The 22,135-nt window shown below is 63.8% G+C and carries 20 protein-coding genes; 6 read left to right on the forward strand and 14 right to left on the reverse strand.

Annotated features, from left to right (window positions below; genetic code table 11):
* Window positions 1-2: 2 nt before the first annotated feature.
* The 4 genes from trpC (at window position 3) to lexA (ending at window position 3,355) form a co-directional block, all read left to right on the forward strand.
* Window positions 3-815 (forward strand): indole-3-glycerol phosphate synthase TrpC, encoded by an 813-nt coding sequence (trpC, locus tag ACVMIM_RS21550; RefSeq protein WP_040994951.1) that lies wholly within the window; start codon window positions 3-5, stop codon window positions 813-815.
* Window position 816: 1 nt separating this feature from the next.
* Window positions 817-1,293 (forward strand): cyclic pyranopterin monophosphate synthase MoaC, encoded by a 477-nt coding sequence (moaC, locus tag ACVMIM_RS21555; RefSeq protein WP_476114433.1) that lies wholly within the window; start codon window positions 817-819, stop codon window positions 1,291-1,293.
* Window positions 1,293-2,498: a molybdopterin molybdotransferase MoeA gene (locus ACVMIM_RS21560; protein ID WP_476114435.1), complete on the forward strand. Its 1,206-nt coding sequence runs from the start codon at window positions 1,293-1,295 to the stop codon at window positions 2,496-2,498. The genes moaC and ACVMIM_RS21560 overlap by 1 nt, the downstream gene beginning before the upstream one ends.
* Window positions 2,499-2,614: 116 nt before the next feature.
* Window positions 2,615-3,355: a transcriptional repressor LexA gene (lexA, locus tag ACVMIM_RS21565; RefSeq protein ID WP_040994957.1), complete on the forward strand. Its 741-nt coding sequence runs from the start codon at window positions 2,615-2,617 to the stop codon at window positions 3,353-3,355.
* Here the strand turns inward: lexA and ACVMIM_RS21570 are convergent.
* On the reverse strand, window positions 3,349-5,808 hold the full coding sequence (locus ACVMIM_RS21570) for a ComEC/Rec2 family competence protein (RefSeq protein ID WP_476114438.1): 2,460 nt from the start codon (window positions 5,806-5,808) through the stop codon (window positions 3,349-3,351). The two genes, lexA and ACVMIM_RS21570, sit on opposite strands and share 7 nt — an antisense overlap.
* 101 nt (window positions 5,809-5,909) lie before the next feature.
* Here ACVMIM_RS21570 and gltX point away from each other — a divergent pair, with 101 nt between their 5' ends.
* Together gltX and gltA are read left to right on the forward strand one after the other, a co-directional pair.
* On the forward strand, window positions 5,910-7,334 hold the full coding sequence (gltX, locus tag ACVMIM_RS21575) for a glutamate--tRNA ligase (protein WP_476114440.1): 1,425 nt from the start codon (window positions 5,910-5,912) through the stop codon (window positions 7,332-7,334).
* Between the two features lie 181 nt (window positions 7,335-7,515).
* Entirely contained in the window at window positions 7,516-8,844 is a 1,329-nt protein-coding gene (gene gltA / locus ACVMIM_RS21580; protein WP_040994963.1) for a citrate synthase, read from the forward strand.
* Between the two features lie 45 nt (window positions 8,845-8,889).
* Here gltA and lpxB read toward each other — a convergent pair whose 3' ends face one another.
* The 13 genes from lpxB to ACVMIM_RS21645 form a co-directional block, all read right to left on the reverse strand.
* Window positions 8,890-10,080, reverse strand: coding sequence for a lipid-A-disaccharide synthase (lpxB, locus tag ACVMIM_RS21585; protein ID WP_476114441.1), 1,191 nt, complete (start codon window positions 10,078-10,080; stop codon window positions 8,890-8,892).
* Entirely contained in the window at window positions 10,070-10,987 is a 918-nt protein-coding gene (locus tag ACVMIM_RS21590) for an LpxI family protein (RefSeq protein WP_476117326.1), read from the reverse strand. The genes lpxB and ACVMIM_RS21590 overlap by 11 nt, the downstream gene beginning before the upstream one ends.
* Window positions 10,974-11,816, reverse strand: coding sequence for an acyl-ACP--UDP-N-acetylglucosamine O-acyltransferase (gene lpxA, locus ACVMIM_RS21595; RefSeq protein WP_040995315.1), 843 nt, complete (start codon window positions 11,814-11,816; stop codon window positions 10,974-10,976). The genes ACVMIM_RS21590 and lpxA overlap by 14 nt, the downstream gene beginning before the upstream one ends.
* Window positions 11,817-11,831: 15 nt before the next feature.
* Entirely contained in the window at window positions 11,832-12,293 is a 462-nt protein-coding gene (gene fabZ, locus ACVMIM_RS21600) for a 3-hydroxyacyl-ACP dehydratase FabZ (protein ID WP_040994967.1), read from the reverse strand.
* Window positions 12,286-13,341 carry a UDP-3-O-(3-hydroxymyristoyl)glucosamine N-acyltransferase gene (gene lpxD / locus ACVMIM_RS21605; RefSeq protein ID WP_476114444.1) on the reverse strand — a complete coding sequence of 352 codons (1,056 nt, stop codon included), beginning with the start codon at window positions 13,339-13,341 and terminating at the stop codon, window positions 12,286-12,288. Before lpxD ends, fabZ begins: the two co-directional genes overlap by 8 nt.
* Window positions 13,342-13,418: 77 nt before the next feature.
* Window positions 13,419-15,788 (reverse strand): outer membrane protein assembly factor BamA, encoded by a 2,370-nt coding sequence (bamA, locus tag ACVMIM_RS21610; RefSeq protein WP_476114445.1) that lies wholly within the window; start codon window positions 15,786-15,788, stop codon window positions 13,419-13,421.
* Window positions 15,789-16,006: 218 nt separating this feature from the next.
* Complete coding sequence (gene rseP, locus ACVMIM_RS21615; RefSeq protein ID WP_476114447.1) at window positions 16,007-17,149, reverse strand: RIP metalloprotease RseP; 1,143 nt, start codon at window positions 17,147-17,149, stop codon at window positions 16,007-16,009.
* Window positions 17,150-17,253: 104 nt separating this feature from the next.
* The gene (locus tag ACVMIM_RS21620) at window positions 17,254-18,069 is read right to left on the reverse strand and encodes a phosphatidate cytidylyltransferase (protein ID WP_476114449.1); all 816 of its coding nucleotides are present in this window, start codon (window positions 18,067-18,069) and stop codon (window positions 17,254-17,256) included.
* A 12-nt stretch (window positions 18,070-18,081) separates the two neighbouring features.
* Window positions 18,082-18,801, reverse strand: coding sequence for an isoprenyl transferase (locus ACVMIM_RS21625; RefSeq protein ID WP_476114450.1), 720 nt, complete (start codon window positions 18,799-18,801; stop codon window positions 18,082-18,084).
* Between the two features lie 30 nt (window positions 18,802-18,831).
* On the reverse strand, window positions 18,832-19,386 hold the full coding sequence (gene frr / locus ACVMIM_RS21630; RefSeq protein WP_082037291.1) for a ribosome recycling factor: 555 nt from the start codon (window positions 19,384-19,386) through the stop codon (window positions 18,832-18,834).
* 90 nt (window positions 19,387-19,476) lie between these two features.
* Entirely contained in the window at window positions 19,477-20,199 is a 723-nt protein-coding gene (gene pyrH / locus ACVMIM_RS21635) for a UMP kinase (RefSeq protein WP_476114453.1), read from the reverse strand.
* Window positions 20,200-20,365: 166 nt separating this feature from the next.
* The gene (locus ACVMIM_RS21640; RefSeq protein ID WP_476114455.1) at window positions 20,366-21,475 is read right to left on the reverse strand and encodes an aldo/keto reductase; all 1,110 of its coding nucleotides are present in this window, start codon (window positions 21,473-21,475) and stop codon (window positions 20,366-20,368) included.
* 35 nt (window positions 21,476-21,510) lie between these two features.
* Window positions 21,511-22,038 carry a nuclear transport factor 2 family protein gene (locus ACVMIM_RS21645; protein ID WP_278048756.1) on the reverse strand — a complete coding sequence of 176 codons (528 nt, stop codon included), beginning with the start codon at window positions 22,036-22,038 and terminating at the stop codon, window positions 21,511-21,513.
* Window positions 22,039-22,135 lie beyond the last annotated feature (97 nt).

Here is a 22,135-nt window from a genome sequence, read left to right on the forward strand (position 1 = left end):
CCTTGTCGGACATCCTGCGCAAGATCGAAGCCTACAAGCGCGAAGAGATCGCCGCGGCGAAGCTCGCCGTGCCGTTCGCCGAGATCAAGGCGAAAGCCAGGGACGCGGAGCCGCCGCGCGGCTTCCTCGCGGCACTGGAAGCCAAGCGCCGGGCCGGCGGTTTCGCGCTGATCGCCGAGATAAAGAAGGCCAGCCCTTCCAAGGGCCTGATCCGCGCCGATTTCGATCCACCGGCGCTCGCTAGGGCCTATCAGAAAGGTGGCGCAGCCTGTCTTTCGGTGCTGACCGATGCGCCGTCTTTCCAGGGCGCTCCGGAATTTCTGACCAATGCGCGCAAGGCGGTGTCTCTGCCCGCGTTGCGTAAGGATTTTCTGTTCGACCCTTATCAGGTCTACGAGGCCCGCGCCTGGGGCGCGGACGCCATCCTGATCATCATGGCAAGCGTTGACGATGCCCTGGCGAGCGAATTGGAAGCGACCGCGTTCGAACTCGGGATGGACGCGCTGATCGAGGTGCATGACGAGGCCGAAACGGAGCGCGCGCTAAAATTGTCGTCGCGGCTGATCGGAATCAACAACCGCAATTTGCGGACCTTCGAGACCAGGCTTGAGACTTCCGAGCGGGTGGCGCCGATGGTGCCGGGCGGCTACCTGCTGGTCAGCGAAAGCGGCATCTTCACCCACGACGACTGCCTCAGGATGCAGAAGACCGGCATCGGCGCCTTCCTGGTCGGCGAGAGCCTGATGCGGCAGGCGGATGTGGCCGCGGCGACCGAGCTTCTGCTGACAGGCAAGGCGGCGGCTGAGGCCATCTGAGATGGCCCTCACCCATCTCGACGCCAAGGGCGAAGCCAACATGGTCGATGTCGGCGACAAGGCCGAGACAACACGCACCGCGATCGCCGAAGGCTTTGTCTCGATGCAGCCGGAAACGCTGGAGATAATTCTCGCCGGCGACGCCAAGAAGGGCGATGTGCTGGGCACAGCGCGCATCGCCGGCATCATGGCCGCGAAGAAGACGCATGAGCTGATCCCGCTTTGCCATCCGCTGCTTCTCACCAAAGTGGCCGTCGAGATCGAGCCGGACCGCGCGCTACCCGGCCTCAGGATCACCGCGCTTGCCCGCGTCACCGGCAAGACCGGCGTGGAGATGGAGGCGCTGACCGCCGCTTCGGTCGCCTGCCTCACCATCTACGACATGGCCAAGGCGGCGGACCGTGGCATGGTGATTTCCGGTATCCGGCTGGTCGAAAAGACCGGCGGCAAGTCGGGCGACTACAAGGCGGGTGCCTGATGGCCCTCGTTCTAGTCGCCGAAGCGCTCGAACGCTTGCTCGACGGCGCAGCACCTTTGCCGGGCGAGAGCGTTCCGCTGGCGGACGTGGCCGGGCGGGTTCTCGCCGAACCGGTTGTGGCGCTGCGCACCCAGCCGCCCTTCAACGCCTCGGCGATGGACGGCTACGCCGTACGCTCCGCCGACGTTGCTTCTGCGCCGGCGCAACTGGAGGTCATAGGCATGGCGCCCGCCGGGCGCGGCTTTTCCGGGACTGTCGGCGAAGGCCAGGCGGTGCGCATCTTCACCGGCGCGCCGCTGCCTGAAGGCGCGGACACCATCGTCATCCAGGAAAACGTCCGCGATCTCGGCAACCGCCAGATCGAGGTGACGGAGCCGACGGCCGAAGCACGCAATGTGCGCCGCCGCGGGCTCGACTTCGTCCAGGGCGACGTGGTGCTCGAAAAGGGCCGCGTGCTCGACGCGGCGGCCCTTTCGCTTGCAGCCTCGGCCAACCATCCCGCCTTGAATGTCGTGCGCCGGCCGCTGGTCGCGATCATCGCCACCGGCGATGAACTGTTGCCGCCGGGCAGCGCGCTCGGCCCCGATCAGATCATTTCATCCAACGCCTATGGCGTCGCCGCCGCCGCCCAGTCGGTCGGCGCGCGTGCGCTCGATCTCGGCATCGCCGCCGATCGTAAGGAAGCGATCGCGGCGCTGGTCCGGAAAGCAGTCGAGGCGAACGCCGATGTCATCGTCACGCTCGGCGGCGCCTCGGTCGGTGACCACGACCTGATCCATGACGTGCTGACCAGTGAAGGCATGCGGCTCGACTTCTGGAAGATCGCCATGCGCCCCGGCAAACCGCTGATGTTCGGCCGGCTTGGCAATGTCCGCTGCATCGGCCTGCCCGGCAACCCGGTGGCCAGCATCGTCTGCTCGCAGCTGTTCCTTAAGCCGCTGCTTGCCAGGCTCGGCGGCCGCGACCACAGGCAGGAGCTGCGAACGGCCCGGCTGGGCGCAGCGATGCAGGCCAACGATCTCAGGCAGGACTATGTGCGCGCCGTCATACGCGAGGACGCCGGCACGCTCGTCGCGACCCCGTTCGGCATCCAGGACTCCTCGATGCTCAGAACGCTCGCCGACGCCAACGGCCTGATCGTGCGCGAGCCCTTCGCGCCGGCAGCCGAGACCGGCGCCGAATGCAGCGTTCTGATGTTACGCTGAACAAATCGTCAACGAGTTCACTAAACTTTAAACGGTTGCGGAACACAACTGGAACAGATAGTGTTTGTTCTGGGTTTGTTTTTCTGATTCTGGTTTCAGAACCCGTGGGGGCCGCCATGCTGACGCGCAAACAACATGAACTTCTGATGTTCATCCACGAAAGGCTGAAGGAAAGCGGGATTCCGCCGTCTTTCGACGAGATGAAGGAAGCGCTCGACCTCGCCTCCAAGTCCGGCATCCACCGGCTGATCACGGCGCTGGAGGAACGCGGTTTCATTCGCCGGCTGCCGAACCGGGCGCGGGCGCTGGAAGTGCTGCGCCTGCCCGACTCGATCGCACCCGGCCTCAATGCGGCGAAGAAGTTTTCGCCAAGCGTCATCCAGGGCAGCCTGGGTCAGAACAATCTCAGCCGTCAGGTCAAGCCGGCTGCGCCCTCGCGCGCCCCGACGCCAAGCAACGACGACGATGCCGGCTCGGCCGTATCCATTCCGGTGATGGGCCGCATCGCCGCCGGTGTCCCGATCGACGCCATCCAGCACCAGACGCATTCGATCACGGTGCCGCCGGACATGATCGCCGGCGGCGAGCATTATGCGCTGGAGGTCAAAGGCGACTCGATGATCGAGGCCGGCATCTTCGACGGCGACACGGTCATCATCCGCAACGCCAACACGGCAAGCCCGGGCGAGATCGTGGTGGCGCTGGTCGATGATGAGGAAGCGACGCTCAAGCGCTTCCGCCGCAAGGGTGCCTCGATCGCGCTGGAAGCTGCCAACCCGGCCTACGAGACCCGCATCTTCGGACCGGATCGGGTGAAGGTGCAGGGCAAGCTCGTCGGGTTGATCCGCCGCTACTGATCCGGTTGCGAAGGTTTCGCATCCGTCCGCTGAGGCTTTTGATAAGGCGGCAGTCCTCTCGCCTCGCGGGTATACTTGCGCTGTTCGTGCCAAGGCCGGTACGGCTGCTCGACAGCATATTGGATGGCCGGTCGCGCGGTTGCCGATTGGGGATCGAAGAAGACGGCGGCGCTGCCGTCGCGCGCCAACTGCCGCTTGGTGACGACGAGCACGCGCGGATCGCGGCAGGGATTGTAGGCGGTGGCGTCGTTGATGACGACGAGGTCGGCAAAGCCGCAGGCCGGCCGGGCGCTGTCGCGGGTTTCAGCGAGTGCGACGATGGCGCCGGACGGATGCCGGCCGATGCAAAGATCACCCGTGCAGTAGAAGGGCGAGCCGGGCGGCAGATCGACGGGATCGACGATGTCCAGCGCATCTTTGGCGAACGTCTCCGGCGGCACGATTTCCTCGGCTTTCAGCGCCCGTTTCCAATTGTCGGTGGTGAACTCGTTGGCGCGTGCGCGACTGACGGCAAGCTCGCCACCGCCGATCGGCATCGCCACCAGATGCGCGTCCTCGGAAATGAGCACATCCGGCGTGCGGACATGCGGAATGGCCAGCAGCGCGGCAAGCGCGAAGGGAACGGCGGCAAGCCTCAGCCAGGTTGTGGCCATTGTCGCAATGACCAGCGCAATCGTCGCCAGCAGCACCGACTGGATCGAGATCAGCCCGACGGCGTCGACCGGTGAGCGTTCGGAGATCCATGCCGAAATGGCGATCATCGCCGTCAGTCCCTTGCCCATCACAAAGAGGAACGGGCCGTCGAAACCGAAGGGCATGGCCAGCGCGCTCAACACGGCAAACGGCATGACGATCAGTGACACGATCGGCATGACCGCCAGATTGGCGAGCAGACTGAGCGGCGACACGCGCTGGAAATGCCAAATCGCAAACAGCAATGTCGCGCTGCCCGCGATGAGCGACGTCACGGCGGCGCCGCCCACTCCAACCGCCAGTTTTCGCGACAGGAATCCCAGGAATGAACGCTTTGCCGGCGGCGCGATCGTTTTGCCGGCGCGATAGTCGGCAAAGCCGGCATAGGCGCCGACCAGGGCGGCGGTGGCGGCGAAGGACATCTGGAAACTCGGGCCGACCACCTCGTGCGGCGAGACGAGGATCACGGCGATTGCCGAGATCGCCAGGTTGCGCATCGTGAGCGCCGCACGGTCGAAGAGCACGGCGGCAAGCATCACGGCGAGCATGATGAAGCTTCGCTCGGCCGCCACCACGATGCCGGAGATGACGAGGTAAGCGGCGATCGAGATGAGCGCGATTCCGGCGGCATATTTCTTCACCGGCCGGCGCGAGGAGAAATCCGGAAGCAGCGCGAAGGCGCCGCGCAAAAGGACCATGATCGTGCCGGCGACCAGCGCCATGTGCAGGCCGGAGATCGAGATGATGTGGTAGATGCCGGTGCGCCGCATCGACTCGTTGATTGGCTCCGGAATGCCGGCGCGCACGCCGACGATCAGCGCCGCCGCGATCTCGCCCTCGGACCCGCCTATGCTGCTCCTGATGTGATCGGCGATCCCTTCGCGCGCATTTTCGACTGCCGAGGCGACGCGCGCGCCGAAAGGCGCCTCCACCGGCGCAACCAGCTTCGGGTCGCCCAGGAAAAAGCCGCTGCCGCCGATGCCGGCAAAATAGCTGTCGAAGGAAAAGTCGTAGCTGTCCGGCCGAACCGGGCCCGTCGGCGGCAGCAGCTTGGCATAGCCGGTCAGCATCGATCCGGCCGTCATGCCGGGCGGGATCCTGCGTGCCGACAGCCTGACGCGGTCCGGCGCGTAACGCAGCTTCGGATGGTCCGTGGAAATAAGGTCGATGGTCAGCCGGACACGGCCGTTGGCCATCGCCTCCGCGGTGACGAGCCGGCCCGTCAGCCTTGTCTGGATTTCCGAGCCCAGCATCGGGGTCGCCATTCGCCAGGTCTCCACCTTGGCCGCGAGAAAGCCCAAGGCGCAGAAAAGCGTTGCCATGAACAGAAGATGCGTTCTCTGCCAGGAGCGCGAGACCGCCGCGCAGACAGCCATCAGCGCCACGGCCGCAAGCGGCCTGTAGAGATCCGGCTCGGTGCTCAGCGAAAAGTAGTAGATGACACCGGCGGCCAGAAACACCGGCACCAGCAGAAAGCCGACGCCACGATCGAGCTCGGTGGTGGCAGCGACCGCAACGCTTCGGCGCAGCGCAGCAAGCGAAACGCGGCCAAGCTGTTTGCGGATCCTGCTGACGACGGCTGTTGGCGAGGCCGGCTGTAGCGCACCGCAACCGGGCGGCGGCAGCTCGGCGGGTGGATGGAGTTCCGGAAGCGAAAATGGCGCTTCTTCAGTGGACGCGGCATGAGCAAACATCAGGCGCTCGCTGACGCCTGCTGTCGTTCCTCCGCCCTCCTCCGCGCCCCCGCCACGTCCAGCCATCGGGTCTGCCCCTTGCGCCCCAGACCGCCTATGCTACATGAACGCCGGTCGCGTGGAAGCCCGCGCGAAATGTGCCGTTTCAGTGCTTCTTCGAGAGTTCCATGTCCGACAAGGTCGTCACACGTTTTGCCCCCTCGCCAACAGGCTACCTGCATATTGGCGGGGCACGCACGGCGCTGTTCAACTGGCTTTATGCCAAGCACACCGGCGGCACGATGCTTTTGCGTATCGAGGACACCGATCGCGAGCGCTCCACCCAAGCCGCTACGGCCGCCATTCTCGACGGTCTGACCTGGCTTGGCCTTTCCTGGGATGGTGAGGCCGTCTCGCAGTTCGAACGTGCGCCACGCCATCGCGAGGTGGCCGAGGAGCTCGTGCGCATGGGCAAGGCCTATTACAGCTACGAGACGCCTGCGGAACTGGAGGCGATGCGCGAGGCAGCTAGAGCCAAGGGCTTGCCGCCACGTTACAACGGCCAGTGGCGCGACCGCGATCCGTCCGAGGCTCCGGCCGGCGTCAAGGGCGCCATCCGCATCAAGGCGCCGACCGAGGGCGAGACGGTCGTGCAGGACCGCGTGCAGGGCGAGGTGCGGTTTCCCAACAAGGATCTCGACGATTTCATCATCCTGCGTTCGGACGGCAACCCGACCTATATGCATGCCGTCGTCGTGGACGATCATGACATGGGCGTGACCCATATCATCCGCGGCGATGACCACCTGACCAACGCCGCGCGCCAGACGGTGATCTACAACGCCATGGGCTGGGCGGTGCCGTCGATGTCGCACATCCCGCTGATCCACGGCGCCGACGGCGCCAAGCTGTCGAAGCGGCATGGCGCGCTCGGCGTCGAGGCCTATCGCGCCATGGGCTATCTGCCGGAAGCCCTGCTCAACTATCTGGCGCGGCTCGGCTGGAGCCATGGCGACGACGAGGTGATGTCGATCAAGGATATGATCGCCTGGTTCGATATCGGCGACGTCAACAAGGGCGCTGCCCGCTTCGACTTCGCCAAGCTCGAGGCGCTGAACGGCGTGCATATGCGCAAGATGGACGATCGCGCGCTGTTCGATATCTTCGTCGCCACTCTGCCCTATCTCGAGGGCGGTCCGGCGCTTGCCGCAAAGCTCGACGACAAGCGCAAGGCGCAACTGCTTGCCGCCATGCCCGGCCTCAAGGAGCGGGCCAAGACCCTGGTCGAGCTGGTCGACGGCGCGGCTTTCCTGTTCGCCGAGCGGCCCTTGCCGCTGGACGAGAAGGCGGCGGGCTTGCTGAGCGCCGATGCGCGCGCGATTCTGCGCGGCGCGCATGTCGCATTGTCTTCCATCCAGGGCGACTGGAGCGCCGCTTCGGCGGAGGCTTCGATCCGCGAATTTGCGCAGGCCGGCGGGCACAAGCTCGGCGCGGTGGCCCAGCCGCTCAGAGCCGCGCTGACCGGCCGCAGCACCTCGCCCGGCGTGTTCGACGTGCTGGCCGTGCTGGGCCGGCAGGAAAGCCTGGCAAGGATTGGAGACCAAATCGATTAGGAGCGAACTGGCCCAAGAAGATTGGCATTGAAAGGTGTGTTTCGCAGTGCAACATTAGGCCTTGGCCCAATCTGGCACGCGCCTCCTAAAATGCGGTGGCAAGTTCGCGCATTCCGGTGATTTCGACGTGTCGTTTGCAGGAATTGCCTTGCCGGCATGAGGAACATAAAGGAGTTTGGGAATGAGCGAAGCTGCGACAAAACTGGAACCTGGCGGCAAGGCGCACGAGTCGACCGCCAGGCTCGAACTCGCCGGCAAGACGCATGAGTTCAAGGTGCGAAGCGGGTCGACCGGGCCTGACGTCATCGATATCGGCGCGCTCTACAGCACCACCGGCGCCTTCACCTACGATCCAGGCTTCACGTCGACGGCGAGCTGCGAGTCGGCAATCACCTTCATCGACGGCGATGCCGGCATCCTGCTGCATCGCGGCTATCCGATCGACCAGCTTGCCGAACATGGCGACTTCCTCGAGGTCTGCTATCTGCTGCTCTACGGTGAATTGCCGACCAAGGCGCAGAAGGAGGATTTCGACTATCGCGTGACGCGCCACACCATGGTGCACGAGCAGATGTCGCGCTTCTTCACCGGCTTCCGTCGCGACGCCCATCCGATGGCCGTGATGTGCGGCGTGGTTGGCGCGCTGTCGGCCTTCTATCACGACTCGACCGATATCTCGGATCCGTATCAGCGCATGGTCGCCTCGATGCGCCTGATCGCCAAGATGCCGACCATCGCGGCGATGGCCTACAAATACCATATCGGCCAGCCCTTCATTTATCCGAAGAACGATCTCGGCTTCGCGGCCAATTTCCTGCACATGTGCTTTGCCGTGCCGTGCGAGGAGTACAAGATCAATCCGGTGCTGGCGCGCGCGATGGAGCGCATCTTCATCCTCCACGCCGACCATGAGCAGAACGCCTCGACCTCGACGGTTCGCCTCGCCGGCTCTTCTGGAGCCAACCCCTTCGCCTGCATCGCCGCCGGCATCGCCTGTCTTTGGGGCCCGGCGCATGGCGGCGCCAACGAAGCGGCGCTGAACATGCTGGGCGAGATCGGCCATGTCGACCACATCCCGGAGTTCATTGCCCGCGCCAAGGACAAGAACGACCCGTTCCGGCTGATGGGCTTCGGCCATCGCGTCTACAAGAACTACGATCCGCGCGCCAAGATCATGCAGAAGACCGCGCATGAGGTGCTGGGCGAGCTCGGCATCAAGGACGATCCGCTGCTCGACATCGCGATGGAGCTTGAGAAGATCGCGCTGACCGACGAATATTTCATCGCCAAGAAGCTCTATCCGAATGTCGATTTCTATTCCGGCATCACGCTGAAGGCGCTCGGCTTCCCCACCACCATGTTCACTGTGCTGTTCGCGGTCGCGCGCACCGTCGGCTGGATCGCCCAGTGGAAGGAGATGATCGAGGACCCGCACCAGAAGATCGGCCGCCCGCGCCAGCTCTACACCGGCGCGACCGAACGCGATTACGTGCCGATTGCTAAAAGGTAGGAATTAGTGAGTAGGCAGTAGGCAACGGGAAAGACAGCCTACTGCCTACTGCCTACTGCCTACTGCCGCCTTCTTCACACACCCCATCACCACCTCCGCGGCGATCTCGCCCGGGGGCCGCTCGGTCGCCATGCGCCGGGCGATCTCGGCAAAGCCCGCCTTTTGCCATACCCGCATGCCGGTGTCGGCGAACAGGGCTTCCAACTGCCTGGCGAGATTTTCCGGACGGACATACTGGTCATAAAACTCCGGAACCAGCGCGCGGTCGGAAATGAGGTTGGGCAGCAGCGCCGACCACGTCGTCACCATATGCTGCAGGAGCTGGCGCGCGATCGGGTCGAGCTTGTAGCACGAGACCATCGGAACGCCGGCAAGCGCCAGCTCGAGCGAAACCGTTCCGGACGCGATCAACGCCGCATCGGCCTTGCCGAAGGCCTGCCATTTGCGCTCCGGCTCCGTGATGATTTCGGGCTTGTCGTCCCAACTGGCAACAGAGGCCTTCACCAGCTCGGCGACATGCGGCACCGTCGGTAAGAGCAGGCGCAGACTATGGCCGCGTTGACGCAGCGCCGACATTGCCTTGCCGAAGGGTTCTATCAGCCGGCGGACTTCGCCACGGCGCGAGCCGGGCAGCACCAGCACCGTCTTGACGCGGTCGTCGGAGAGATCGCGCGGCTGGCTCTGCGCCTTGGCGGCGCCGAGCACGCCCGGATCCTGCGTCAGCCGGTGACCGACATAAGTGCCAGGCGGTCCGCCGAGACGGGCAAGCGCCTTCACCTCGAACGGCAGGATGCACAGGATATGGTCGACATACGGCTTCATCGCCACCGCCCTGCCCGGCCGCCACGCCCATACGCTCGGGCAGACATAATGGACGATCGGGATGGCCGGCGCTGCCGCGCGGACCTTTTTCGCGACGCGCAGCGAAAAGTCCGGACTGTCGATGGTGACGAGACAATCGGGCCGATCGGCCGCGATCGCCGCCGCCGTCTGGTTGATCCGGCGCATCAGCCGCGGCAGGTCGCGCAGCACCGCGCTGAAGCCCATCAGCGCGATCTCGCTGCCCTCGAAAAGCGGCGTCAGCCCCAGCTGCTGCAGATGCCGTCCGCCAATGCCCACAAGTTGCACCTCGCGACCGGTTGTGCGCTGGAGCGCGCGCACGATGTCGGCGCCGAGCAGATCGCCGGATTCCTCGCCGGCGACGATCGCGATCTTGAGCGGCTTGTCAGCGACCATTGGCCGGCTCCCCATTGGCCAGCTCCGTTGCGGGCAAGCCGACGATGAATAGCCCAAGCGCGTTGGCGCGTTCCAGCGTTTCAGGGCCTTCCAGAATGAGCGAGCGGCCAGCTTCCAGGGCAATGCCGGCCAGTCCGGCGGCATGCGCGGCTTCGACCGTCAGCGGGCCGATCGAGGGCAGGTCCGCGCGCAGTTCCTGGCCGGGTTTGGCGCATTTGACAAGGACGCCGCGCGTCTTGCCGGCAAGCCTGCCATGGCCGCGCAATTGCCTCGTCCGCTCGAGCAGCGCGGCAGTGCCCTCCACTCCCTCGAGCGCTATCGCCCGCCCGCCGATCGCGATCGCCGCCTGCCCGATGTCCAGCGCGCCGATGGCCTTGGCCGCCGCGCGGCCGGCCTCGATGTCAAGCCAATCCGATTGCTTTGGCGCCGAGGCCGTCAGCGTGCCTTTGCCGGCGGCGAGTTCCGGCACGACCTCATGCGCGCCGACGACCGTGATGCCGCGCTTCTCCAATCCGCGCGTGACCACCTTCAAAAGCCCGTCGTCGCCGCGCGCCAGCGCCATGATCACGGAAGGGATTATCGCCAGCAGGCCCAGGGTCGGACGGATCCTGGCTAGCCGTGGCCTGCGGCGGATCTCGCCGGCAAGGACCAGATGGCTGATATTCCGGCGTTTCAGCAACGGAACCAGCGAACCGACATCTTCCAGCGCAAGCGTCGCCTGTTCATACCCCGCAAAGTCCGCCTCGCGATCGACCTCACCTTCGGCCATGATGATGAAAGGCGAATATCCCTGCCGCTTCAGGCCTTCCGCCACTTCGACCGGCAGGCTGCCGCCACCGGCAATGATGCCGACTTTGGAGCCGGGCGCGAGTACAAGCCGTGTTTCGGCGGGCTCAGCCCTCGTCATCGCCATCATTGTCGTCGCCGCCACCACCCCTCAGCGGCGGCATGGTATAGTGCCGCTTGCCGGGGCTGGCGATGAAGTCGATCATCTTCATGGCGGCGGGAGACGAGGAGGCGAATTCCGCCCTGGCAAGCTTGATATTTTCGGCGACGCTGCGGGAGCGGTCGAAAATCGACCGATAAACCTTGCGCAACAGGTAGATTTCCGAGCGAGGCAGGCCGGAACGCTTGAGCCCGATGATGTTGAGGCCGCGCAAATTGGCGCGATTGCCGGCGGCGATCGCATAGGGAATGATATCGCCGACGACCGCCGAGCAACCGCCGATAAAGGCATTGTCGCCGACCCGCACGAACTGGTGAATGGCGGTCAGGCCGCCGATATAGACGTTGTCGCCGATCTCGCAGTGGCCGCCGAGCGTCGCGCCATTGGCGAAGGTGGCGTTCTTGCCGACGACGCAATCATGGGCGATGTGGGCGTAGGCGAGGAAATTGCCGTTGTCGCCGACACTCGTCTCCCCACGGCTGGAATCGGTGCCGACATGCATCGTGACACCTTCGCGTATGGTGCAGTTCTCGCCGATGACGAGCGTGGTGCGCCCGCCCTTATGCTTGGTGTTCTGCGGCGGCGCGCCGAGCGTCGCCATCGGATAGACCTTCGTCCCTGCTCCGACGGTCGTGGCGCCCATCACCGACACATGGCTGACCAGTTCGACACGGTCGGAGAGAATTGCATCGGCGCTGACATGGCAGAAGGGTCCAATGTGGACGCCTTTGCCGAGCCGGGCTCCTTCTTCGACGACCGAGGAAGGATGAATGGATGTCTCGACTTTCATGAGCATTTCAAATCGTCAGCCGGTAACCATCATGGCCGACACCTCGGCTTCGGCGGCCTTCGCGCCATCTACCATCGCCTCGCAGGCGAATTTCAGCAGATTGCCGCGCTTCTTGATCTTTTTGACATGGATCCTGAGCTGATCGCCCGGAACCACCGGTTTGCGGAATTTCGCGTTGTCGATGGTCATGAAATAAACCAGCGAGGGCTTTTCCGTGTTGAGGCTGCGAATGCAGATGGCGCCCGCGGTCTGGGCCATGGCCTCGATGATGAGCACGCCGGGCATGACCGGCTGCTGGGGAAAATGGCCCTGGAAATGCGGCTCGTTGATGGTCACGTTCTTGATGCCGACGGCGGAATCGTCGCCATCGATCTCGACGATGCGATCGATCAGCAGGAACGGGTAGCGGTGCGGCAGGAGCTTCATAAGCCCCATGATGTCGACTGCCTCGAGTGTCGTTGCCACCATATCAGCCATTTCCGTCGCCTTGCTTGCGCGTCCTGGCCATCTTCCGCAGCATCGCAATCTCGCGCATGGCTTCCGCCATAGGCTGCGCGGGATAACCTCCCCAGACCTCGCCTGCCGGCACGTTGTTCATGAATCCACTTCTCGCAGCAAGCTTGGCCCCGGGCCCGATGGTCAAATGATCGGCGAGGCCGACACCGCCACCCATGGTGACGTTGTCGCCGACGACGACGGAACCGGAGATACCCGAAAGCCCGGCTATAATGCAATTGCGGCCGATGCGAACATTGTGGGCGATCTGCACCAGATTGTCGATCTTGGTGCCTTGGCCGATGATGGTGTCAGACATCGCACCGCGGTCGACAGTGGAATTGGAGCCGATCTCGACATCGTCCTGGATGATGACGCGGCCGATCTGCGGCACGCGTTCTGGTCCCTTGGCGCCGCCGACGAAGCCGAAACCGTCCTGGCCGATCCGAGCGCCGCCATGGATGATGACGCGATTGCCAACAAGCGCATATTGAATGCTGGCGCCGGGCCCGATGAAGCCGTCGCGGCCGATCTGGCAGGAGCGGCCGACAACGGCGTGGGGCGCAACGACCGTGCCGCTGCCGATGGACACGCCGGGGCCGATCACTGCCCCGGCCTCGACGATCGCTCCGTCCTCGATATGCGCGGACGGATCGATGAATGCATGCGCCGATATGCCGGTTTCTCCGGTCATTGGCCCCGGAGTCGCGGCTTGCGGAAACAACAGGCGGCCGACCATCGCGAAAGCCTGCTGCGGACGCGGATGCATGAGCACGGCCACGCCCGGCGGCGCCTTGCTGGCAAAATCGGCAGGGCACAGGACCGCAGCCGCCCTGAGCAACGGCATAAGCGCGAAATTGCGCTTGCCGTCGACAAAGACGAGCGCGCCATTGCCACCCTCATTTGCTGGAGCCAGCGCCTCGATGGCAATTTCGGCCTGAGCGGAATCGAGCAGGCTAGCGCCGGTCAGATTCGCGACCTCGCCAGCCGTATACCGGCGTGAAGGCGCGAAGAACACCGGATCGGTCATTCCAGAAGCAATATCCAGCTGGGTCGGATCAGTCCACTCCGGGCCGTCAGCCGGCCCGGAACGATCGCAACCACGAATTAGAAGCGGGTCGCGATACCGAAGTTAAATTCCTGCACGTCATCACCCGGCTGTTTCTCGACCGGTATCGCATAATCGATGCGGATCGGGCCGAACGGCGAAGCCCACATCAGACCGACACCGACCGAAGCGCGCAAATGCATGTCAGCCGATCCTGGCTTGATCAAAGCAGGATCGAGCTTGCTGCCGTAAAGCGTTGCCGCATCGGCAAACACAGCGCCACGCAGACCGAAGCTCTCCGGAATAACCGGCAGCGGAAACTGAGCTTCCGCCGAGGCATTGAAATAGGTCGTGCCGCCCAGATGGTCGCCGCTGGTATCGCTGGCAATCGGGCCAATGCCGCCATAGGCGAAACCGCGAATCATGCGGTCATTGCTCTGGAAGTGGTCAAAGATGCGCAGATCGCCATTGCCATAGCCCGCGATATAGCCCGCACCACCCGACACTAGACCGACCAGGTCGAGCTGCTCAGACAAGGTCTGATAAACGCTTGCCCGGCCAGTCACCTTCACCCATTTGGCATCGCCGCCGAGACCGGCGACTTCCGTTGTGCCTGTGATGTAAAGACCCTCATGCGGGTTCTTCATGTCGTCGATGGTGTTGTAGACCAGCCCAAGGCTGACCGACGACTTGGTCCACGGGCTCTCGGCGACGCCGTCCCGGATGGCCTGAGAGATCGTGCACTTGGACGGGTCGTAGACTCCGCTGGTCAAGCAGCCATCGGCGATCGAATACTTCTCTTGCGAGATATTGTACGCCAGTTGCGTCGAAATGCTGTCAGTGATCGGCAGGCCGAATCGAACGGTCGCACCGGTGACGTCGGTGTCGTAATGATTGTACTCGCGGGTCGACTTGTAGATGTCGAAGCCCGCCGCGATGCGGCGGCCGAGGAAATAAGGCTCGGTGAAGGAAATGGCGAAGTCGCGCGAATGCTTGCCGCCGCCGGCCGACAGCTTGATGTATTGGCCGCGACCGAGGAAGTTGCGCTCCGTGATTGAACCTTCGATCGACGGACCAGGCGTGTCGCCGCCTGTCGAATAGCCGGCGCCAACGGAGAATTCACCGGTCGACTTCTCGACCACGGTGACCACTAGCACGACCTGGTCAGGCGCCGAGCCCGGAACAGTCGAAATGTCGACGGACTGGAAGTAGTCGAGGTTTTCCAGCCGCTTCTTCGCGCGCTGGATGAGAACCTGATTGAAGGCGTCGCCCTCGCTGACATCGAATTCGCGACGGATGACATAGTCGCGCGTGCGGTCGTTGCCGCGGATTTCGATGCGCTCGATATAGGCCTTGGTGCCCTGGTCGATGGTGTAGACGACCGAGATGGTGTGGTTCTCGAAATTGCGATCGCCGCGCGGCGTCACCTGGGCGAAGGCATAGCCCGAACCCGCGACCTTCTCGGTCAAGGCGACGATCGTATCCTCGACGTCCTTGGCGTTGTAGACGTCCCCCTTATGGGTTTCGACGACCGATTCCAGCGACTTCGAATCGACTTCGGGGATGGTGCTTTCCACGCTGACGTCGCCGAACGTGTAGCGGTCGCCTTCCTGCACGGTGATGGTAACCGTGTATTTGTTGGTGGTGTCGTCGAGCTCGCCGACGGCCGAGACGACCTGGAAGTCGGCATAGCCGTGATTGTAATAGAAACGGCGCAGCAACTCCTGGTCGGCGCGCAGCTTATCCTCGTCATAGACGTCGTCGCGCAGCACGAAGGACAGCCAAGACGAGCGCTTGGTGTTGATGACGTCCGACAGACGCCGGCTGGAAAAAGCGTGGTTGCCGACGAAATTGATCGCCGCGATCTGGGTGCGGCCACCTTCGTTGATGTTGAAGACCACGTTCACGCGGTTGTCGCCGAGATCCATGATCTGCGTGGTCACTGCGGCGTCGTCGCGGCCAATGCGCTTGTAGGCCGTCTTGATCGCCTCGACATCGGCGTCCAGCGTCTGCTGCGAGAAGGTCGCGCGCGGCTTCAGTTGGATACCCATCTGAAGCGCGTTGTCCTTGATCTTCTTGTTACCCTGGAACAGGACCTGATTGACGACCTTGTACTCGGAAACCTTGACCACCAGGGTCGAGCCGACCTGGTTGATCTGAACGTCCGAGAACAGCCCGGTGCCGAACAGCGCCTTGACGGCGTCGTCGATATCGGAGCTGGAGAAAGGCTTGCCCGGCTTGATCGAGATGTAATTGCGGATCGTCTCGGCATCGACGCGCTGGTTGCCGCTGACCTCGACCCGCGAAATGACCGCGGCTTCGGCCACGGATGTGGCGGCCAACTGCACTGCGAGCGCGCCTGGCACGACCAGAGCGGCGGACAAAGCCGCCGCGGAAGCGGCGCTCAAAAACTTGGATGCTGCCTTCATCGGGCTTTTGTACCTTTTTCTCGTAGTCCCCACGGCGAGAAAACCGGACGTGCGGTATTTTCCCTTACCGTATTAACCGGATTTTCCCTACACGCAAGGCTCCCGGTTAATTTGTATTTACTTAACCGTATCGCGTGGCTTTCGCGTCACGCATATCCCCACGCATGGTAAACGGCATCTCAATATGATCGGAGCTGAAGCCAAATTTCTTCATGATTTCAGCACCCAAACAGATCGTTCCAAAACACGAAGGCCATGAAGCCGAGCACCAGGAACAACCCGGTCCGGTAAGCCATCTCCATCATGCGCTCCGAAACGGGCCGCCTTATGACGGCCTCCACGCCGTAGAACAACAGGTGGCCGCCGTCGAGAGGGGGAATCGGGAGGAGATTGAGAAATCCTATTCCGACTGACAGAAATGCAACAAGCTGCACGAGCCACTCGAAGCCGAGCTTGGCCGCCTGGCCCGACATCTTCGCGATCTTGATCGGACCGCCCAGCTGGCACTTGTCCTCGCGTCCAAGCGCAAAGCGCTGCAGGAACTGTCCCGTGCGCTCGATCACGTGTCCGGTTTCCTCGACCGCCGCCACCACGGCGCCGGCCGGCGTATAAGAGATCAGGCGCGGCTGGCCGAGCTCGGCGTTGTTGACGACGCCGATCACCGCGACCTTGACCTTGTTGCCCAGCGCATCCTGCTGCTCCATGGGCTCCGGGGTCGCCGTAACGTGGATTTCCTTGCCGTCGCGCAGCATGGTGAAGGTGATGGGGTCGCCTGCCCGGCCTGAAACCAGCCGCTGCACGTCGGCGAAGGTCTCAACCTTGCTGCCGTCGACTTTGACGAATCGGTCGCCCGGCTGGATTCCGGCTTTTTGCGCCGGGCTGCCGGCGGTGACTTCGGCCACCGTCGGCTCCAGGACCGGGCGGCCATAGAGAGAAAACAGCACCGCAAACACGGCAATCGTCAGCAGGAAATTGAACAGCGGCCCCGCGACGACGGTGGCGGCGCGCTTCCAGATGGGTTGCCTATGAAAGGCGACCTCGCGCTCGGCTTCCGTCAGCGATTCGAGCTCTTCCGTGTTCGGCTGGCTCGACGTCGCATTCATGTCGCCGACGAATTTGACGTAGCCGCCAAGCGGAATGGCGCAAAGCTTCCAGCGCGTGCCGCGGCGGTCGTGAAAACCGAAGAGCTCAGGGCCGAAGCCGATGGAAAAAGCCTTCACGCCGATGCCGCACCAGCGGCCGATCAGATAGTGGCCCATCTCGTGGACGAACACGACGACGGTCAGCACGAACAGAAACGGCACGAGCGTGCCAAGGACGAAGCCTTGTGTGCTGAAGACCGCGTGAAAGATGTCGTTCAAGTCATGCCCTCAAATTCGCCCGCACGCGACATTCCACCGCGACTGTGGCATCAATCCGGGCGAATCCGTGGCGCGCGCCATTTTTCGCCCTGCTGCTGCGTCGTTCAGTTTGGAAACAGCCCCGATGCCGGATGCTCGGCGCCCGCCGCGATCCAGCCCATGACGTACAGCGCGAACGCGGCCGCGACAAGCCCGTCCACCCTATCCATGACGCCGCCATGGCCGGGAATGAGATTGCTGGAATCCTTGGCGCCGTGCCGGCGCTTGACCCATGATTCAAAGAGATCGCCGATCTGCGAAACGATCGAGAGCGCCAGCGCGACCAAGCCAAGCTGGACGAGATTGCCGGCGCCGGCCGCGATTGCGAGCAAAACTCCGGCGATAACGCCACCGGCCGCGCCGCCCAGCGCGCCGCTCTGCGTCTTGCCGGGCGAGATCGACGGCGCGAGCTTTGGGCCGCCGACGGCGCGACCGACGAAATAGGCCGCTATGTCGGTCGCCCAGACCACGGCGAACAGGAAGAGAATCGCAATCAGCCCGGAATGATTGTCGTCGCGGAGATAGGCGAGCGAAAAGCCGGAAAGAGCCGCGTAGGCCACCCCGGAGGCTTCCCACGGCGCAGCCCCTCTGACCCGGGCGACAATGGCCGCGCGGGCCACCAGGATCGCAACGAGGAGCAGCAGCCACAAGGCCGGCAGGCCGGCGATCAGCGCGACGATGAAGATAAGAATCAGGGCTTCCGGCAGGAAGCCTAGAGCCGCGCCGCTCCCGGCGCGCGCCATGCGCGTCCATTCGTAGAAGATCAGCGCCGCTATTCCCGCGCTAAACAGCCGGAACGGCAGTCCGCCGAGCCAGGTGAGCCCAAGCGTCAGAGCCGCCATCACGATTGCCGAGACGACGCGCTGCTGGAGGTTGCTCATGCGCGGCGGCGCCTAAAGCGCGACGTCGCGGGCGGCGAGCCCGCCGAAGCGTCGTTCACGGCCGGCAAAGTCGCGCAAGGCGTCTGCCAGATGCTCGCGGCTGAAGTCCGGCCAATAGCAAGGCAGGAAAACAAGTTCGCTATAGGCGGCCTGCCAGAGAAGGAAGTTCGACAGCCTGAGCTCGCCGCTGGTCCGGATCACCAGTTCAGGATCGGGAACGCCCTTTGTGTCGAGCGACGCTGCGAAGCTTTCGGCTGTGATCGCCTCGCTCGCCATGTCGCCGCGTGCGACGGCTTCCGCCAGCTTGCGCGCGGTTCGTACGATCTCGTCGCGGCCACCATAGTTGAAGGCGATCACCAGCGTCAGCGCCTCATTGCCGGCGGTCAGCGATTCGGCCTCCTGCAGCAGGCCCCGGATGTCGGGCTGCAGACCTTCCTTGTCGCCGATCACCCTCACCCGCACCCCGTTCTGATGCAGTTCGGCGAGATCGCGGCGGATGAACAGCTTCAAAAGACCCATAAGGTCGCTGACCTCAGATTTCGGCCGCGACCAGTTCTCCGAGGAGAATGCGTAGACGGTCAGATAGGAGATGCCGAGTTCGGGCGCGGCGCGGACAGTCTGGCGCAGGGCCTCGACGCCGGCGCGGTGACCGGCAAGGCGCGGCAGACCGCGCGCCTTGGCCCAGCGTCCGTTTCCATCCATGATGATCGCGACATGCGCGGGCTTTGCCATAGTCTCGCTTTCGAGCCGGAAATCCCGACCCTAAACCTGCATGATTTCAGCTTCCTTATCGGAAAGCAGGTGATCGATGGTGCTGATCATCTCGTCGGTCAGCTTCTGGACCTGGTCGGACCGCTTGCGCTGATCGTCTTCGCTGATGGTGCCGTCCTTCTCAGCCTTCTTGAGGAAATCCATGCCGTCGCGGCGGACATGGCGCACCGCCACGCGCGCGTTCTCGGCATAGCCATGCGAGATCTTGACCAGTTCCTTGCGGCGCTGCTCGTTGAGCTCGGGCAGTGGAATCCGGAGCGTGGTGCCGTCGACGATCGGGTTGAAGCCCAGATTGGCTTCGCGGATGGCGCGGTCGACAGCGCTGACCATCGACTTGTCCCAGACCGACACCGAAATCATGCGCGGCTCCGGCACCGAAACATTGGCGACCTGGTTGATCGGCATCGCCGTGCCGTAGGCCTGCACCTGGACGGCGTCGAGCAGGTTGCTGGAGGCCCGGCCGGTGCGCAGCGAAGCCAGGTCGTGCTTGAAGGCGGCGATCGCCCCGTCCATGCGTCGCTTCAGGTCTTCATACTCGCCACTCATGATCATCTCCTCGACCCGTTCGCCGGGTTCACTGTTTCTAACGTTGTTCGGTTCGCGGTTCCGTAGTCGCTTGACGGATCCGGGCGCCGGTTACTTGTCCGTGACGACCGTGCAATGGCCGCCGCCCCTCAGAATATCGCCGAAACCACCTTTTTCGTGGATCGAATAGACGATTATCGGAATGTTGTTTTCGCGCGCAAGTGCAATCGCGGCGGTGTCCATGATTGCAAGCCCGCGTTTGATGACTTCGGCGTGACTGATGCGGTCGAAGCGGACCGCGTTCGGATCCTTCTTGGGGTCAGCCGAATAGACCCCGTCGACCTGCGTGCCCTTGAAGAGCGCATCGGCGCCGATCTCCGCGGCGCGAAGCGCGGCGGCCGAATCGGTGGTGAAGAATGGATTGCCGGTGCCGCCGGCGAAGATGACCACCTTGCCCTGGTTCATATAGGCTGTCGCCTGGCGCTGCGAAAAACTCTCGCAAAGTTCCGGCATGGCGATCGCCGAGAGCACGACGGCGTCGACGCCGAGCTTGTTGAGCGAGGTGCGCAACGCCAGCGAATTGATGACGGTGGCAAGCATGCCCATGTGGTCGCCGGTGACGCGGTCGCCGCCCTTGGAGGCGACGGCCACGCCGCGAAAAATGTTGCCGCCGCCGATGACGACACCGACTTCCACGCCCAGCGCGCGCGCCTCGGCAATGTCGGCGGCGATGCGGTCGACCACCGAGACATCGATGCCGAAATGCTGCTCGCCCATCAATGCTTCGCCGGACGCTTTCAGCACGACACGTCGATAGAGGGGCTTTACCGTCATCTCATTCCTCGAAATCTCGGCGCGGCAAATTTGGAGGCAAAACCGCCCCCGCTTCATCCGGCGATGCTGTCATGACGGGTTGACCCGATACACGAAGGGCGCGGCGATGTCACGCCGCGCCCTCGTGCAAAATTCCAGGCTTTTTCGGTCAGTTGCCGTCTTTTGATCAGTTGCTTGAGATGCTGACCGCCTCGCCTTCGATCATGACGGGAGGCGAATAGCCGGCCGGCTTGTCGCCGGTGACGGCCCCGCCCGTCACGCGCACCTGGATCTCGGAACCGAAATAGGAGTGCGGGAACGGCGCCGGCGTCGCGCTGACCTTTTCCAGCCGCGCGCGAAGCTCCGCGGGAATTGAAAAATCGAGTGCGCCAAGATTGTCCTCGAGCTGGCTGAGCTTCGTCGCTCCGAGGATGACGGAGGCGATGCCTGGCTGCGTCGCCACCCAGTTGAGCGCGACCTGGGCCATGCTGCGGCCAAGCTCGACCGCCACTTTTTCGAGTTCCGCCACGATCGCCCAGTTGTGGTCGCTGAACTTCTGGAAACCGGGATGCGTTGTGTTGCGGAAACCGTCGAGACGCCCGGCATTTCCGGCTTGGGTCGGCTTGTATTTGCCGCTGAGCAATCCGCTGGCCAGCGGGCTCCACACCATGATGCCCGCGCCATGACGGGTGCCGAAAGGGACGTATTCATGTTCGATCGCGCGCTCGGCGAGCGAATATTCGAGCTGCAGCGCCGAGACCGGCTCATAGCCGCGCAGTTCGGCGATCGCCTGGGCGCGGCCGGCATACCAGGCCGGCACGTCGGAGAGGCCGATATGGCGCACCTTGCCGCCGCGAACGAGGTCGTCCAGCGTGCGCAGCACCTCCTCGGCCGGGGTGATCCTGTCCCAGACATGGAGAAGGTAAAGGTCGATATAGTCGGTGCCGAGCCGTTTCAGCGAGGCGTCCACGGCCCGCATGATGTTCTTGCGGCCGTTGCCGCCGGCATTCGGATTGCCGGCCTCGGAATTCATGGTGAATTTGGTGGCGATCACCGCCTTGTCGCGCAGGCCACGCTCGGCGACGAACTCGCCGAGCCAGGTCTCGGCGGTGCCGCCTGTGTAGAGGTCAGCCGTGTCGAAGAAGTTGCCGCCCGCTTCGACATAGGCGTCGAACATCGCGCGCGCGGTGTCCCTGTCCGCGCCCCAGCCCCACTCGGTGCCGAAGGTCATGGTGCCGAGCGCCAGCCGGCTGACGCGCAGGCCGCTGTTGCCAAGCGTATAATAGGTCATGGTCATGGTGGTCTTCCGATTCTGAACTGATTTGCGGCCGGTCACTGGCCGGGGGTCGCCTTGACCCAGGGATTTCCGCGCTCATGCGTCATGCGGAAGGTGAAGCCGTCGACTTTCCAGCCGTCAGCCGAGCGCGTCAGGTGGTGCTCGTAGGTGCCCCAGACTTCCCAGAGCGGGTCGCCATTGCCTTCCATCCGATTCCAGGCATAGCCGTTGGAGCGGACGGTCGCGGCATCGGCTTCGAGCGCAACCTGATGGTTGGTGCGCAGATGCAGGCTGGTCTTGCTGCCCTTGAGGTTGCTCGCCCAGGCGCCGATCAGGTCATCGGACGCGATGTTGGCCGCAGGCTGTCCGGACAGGCTGCTGAAATCGGCGGTGACTCGCTCGGCGAAATAGCTGCGCGCCAGCTTCCAATCCTGCGCATCCACCGCCCGGTCGATGGCATCGGCGATGCGGATAACGGCGCGCTCGTCGGCAAGGGCCTGCCAGCCGGTTGGTTCTGCGCCGCCCGCATCGACGGGCGCCAGCGCCATGCCTGCTGCGAAAGTTACATATCTCAACGCGTTCATGTCGTTTTCTCCTTGGCCATCAGCCCGCCGCCGATGTGTTGACGACAATATGGGCCAGTCTGCTGGCGTCGATAAGATTGCATTGTTCGCAAAGACT

This window comes from Mesorhizobium sp. USDA 4413 (genome assembly GCF_056280365.1).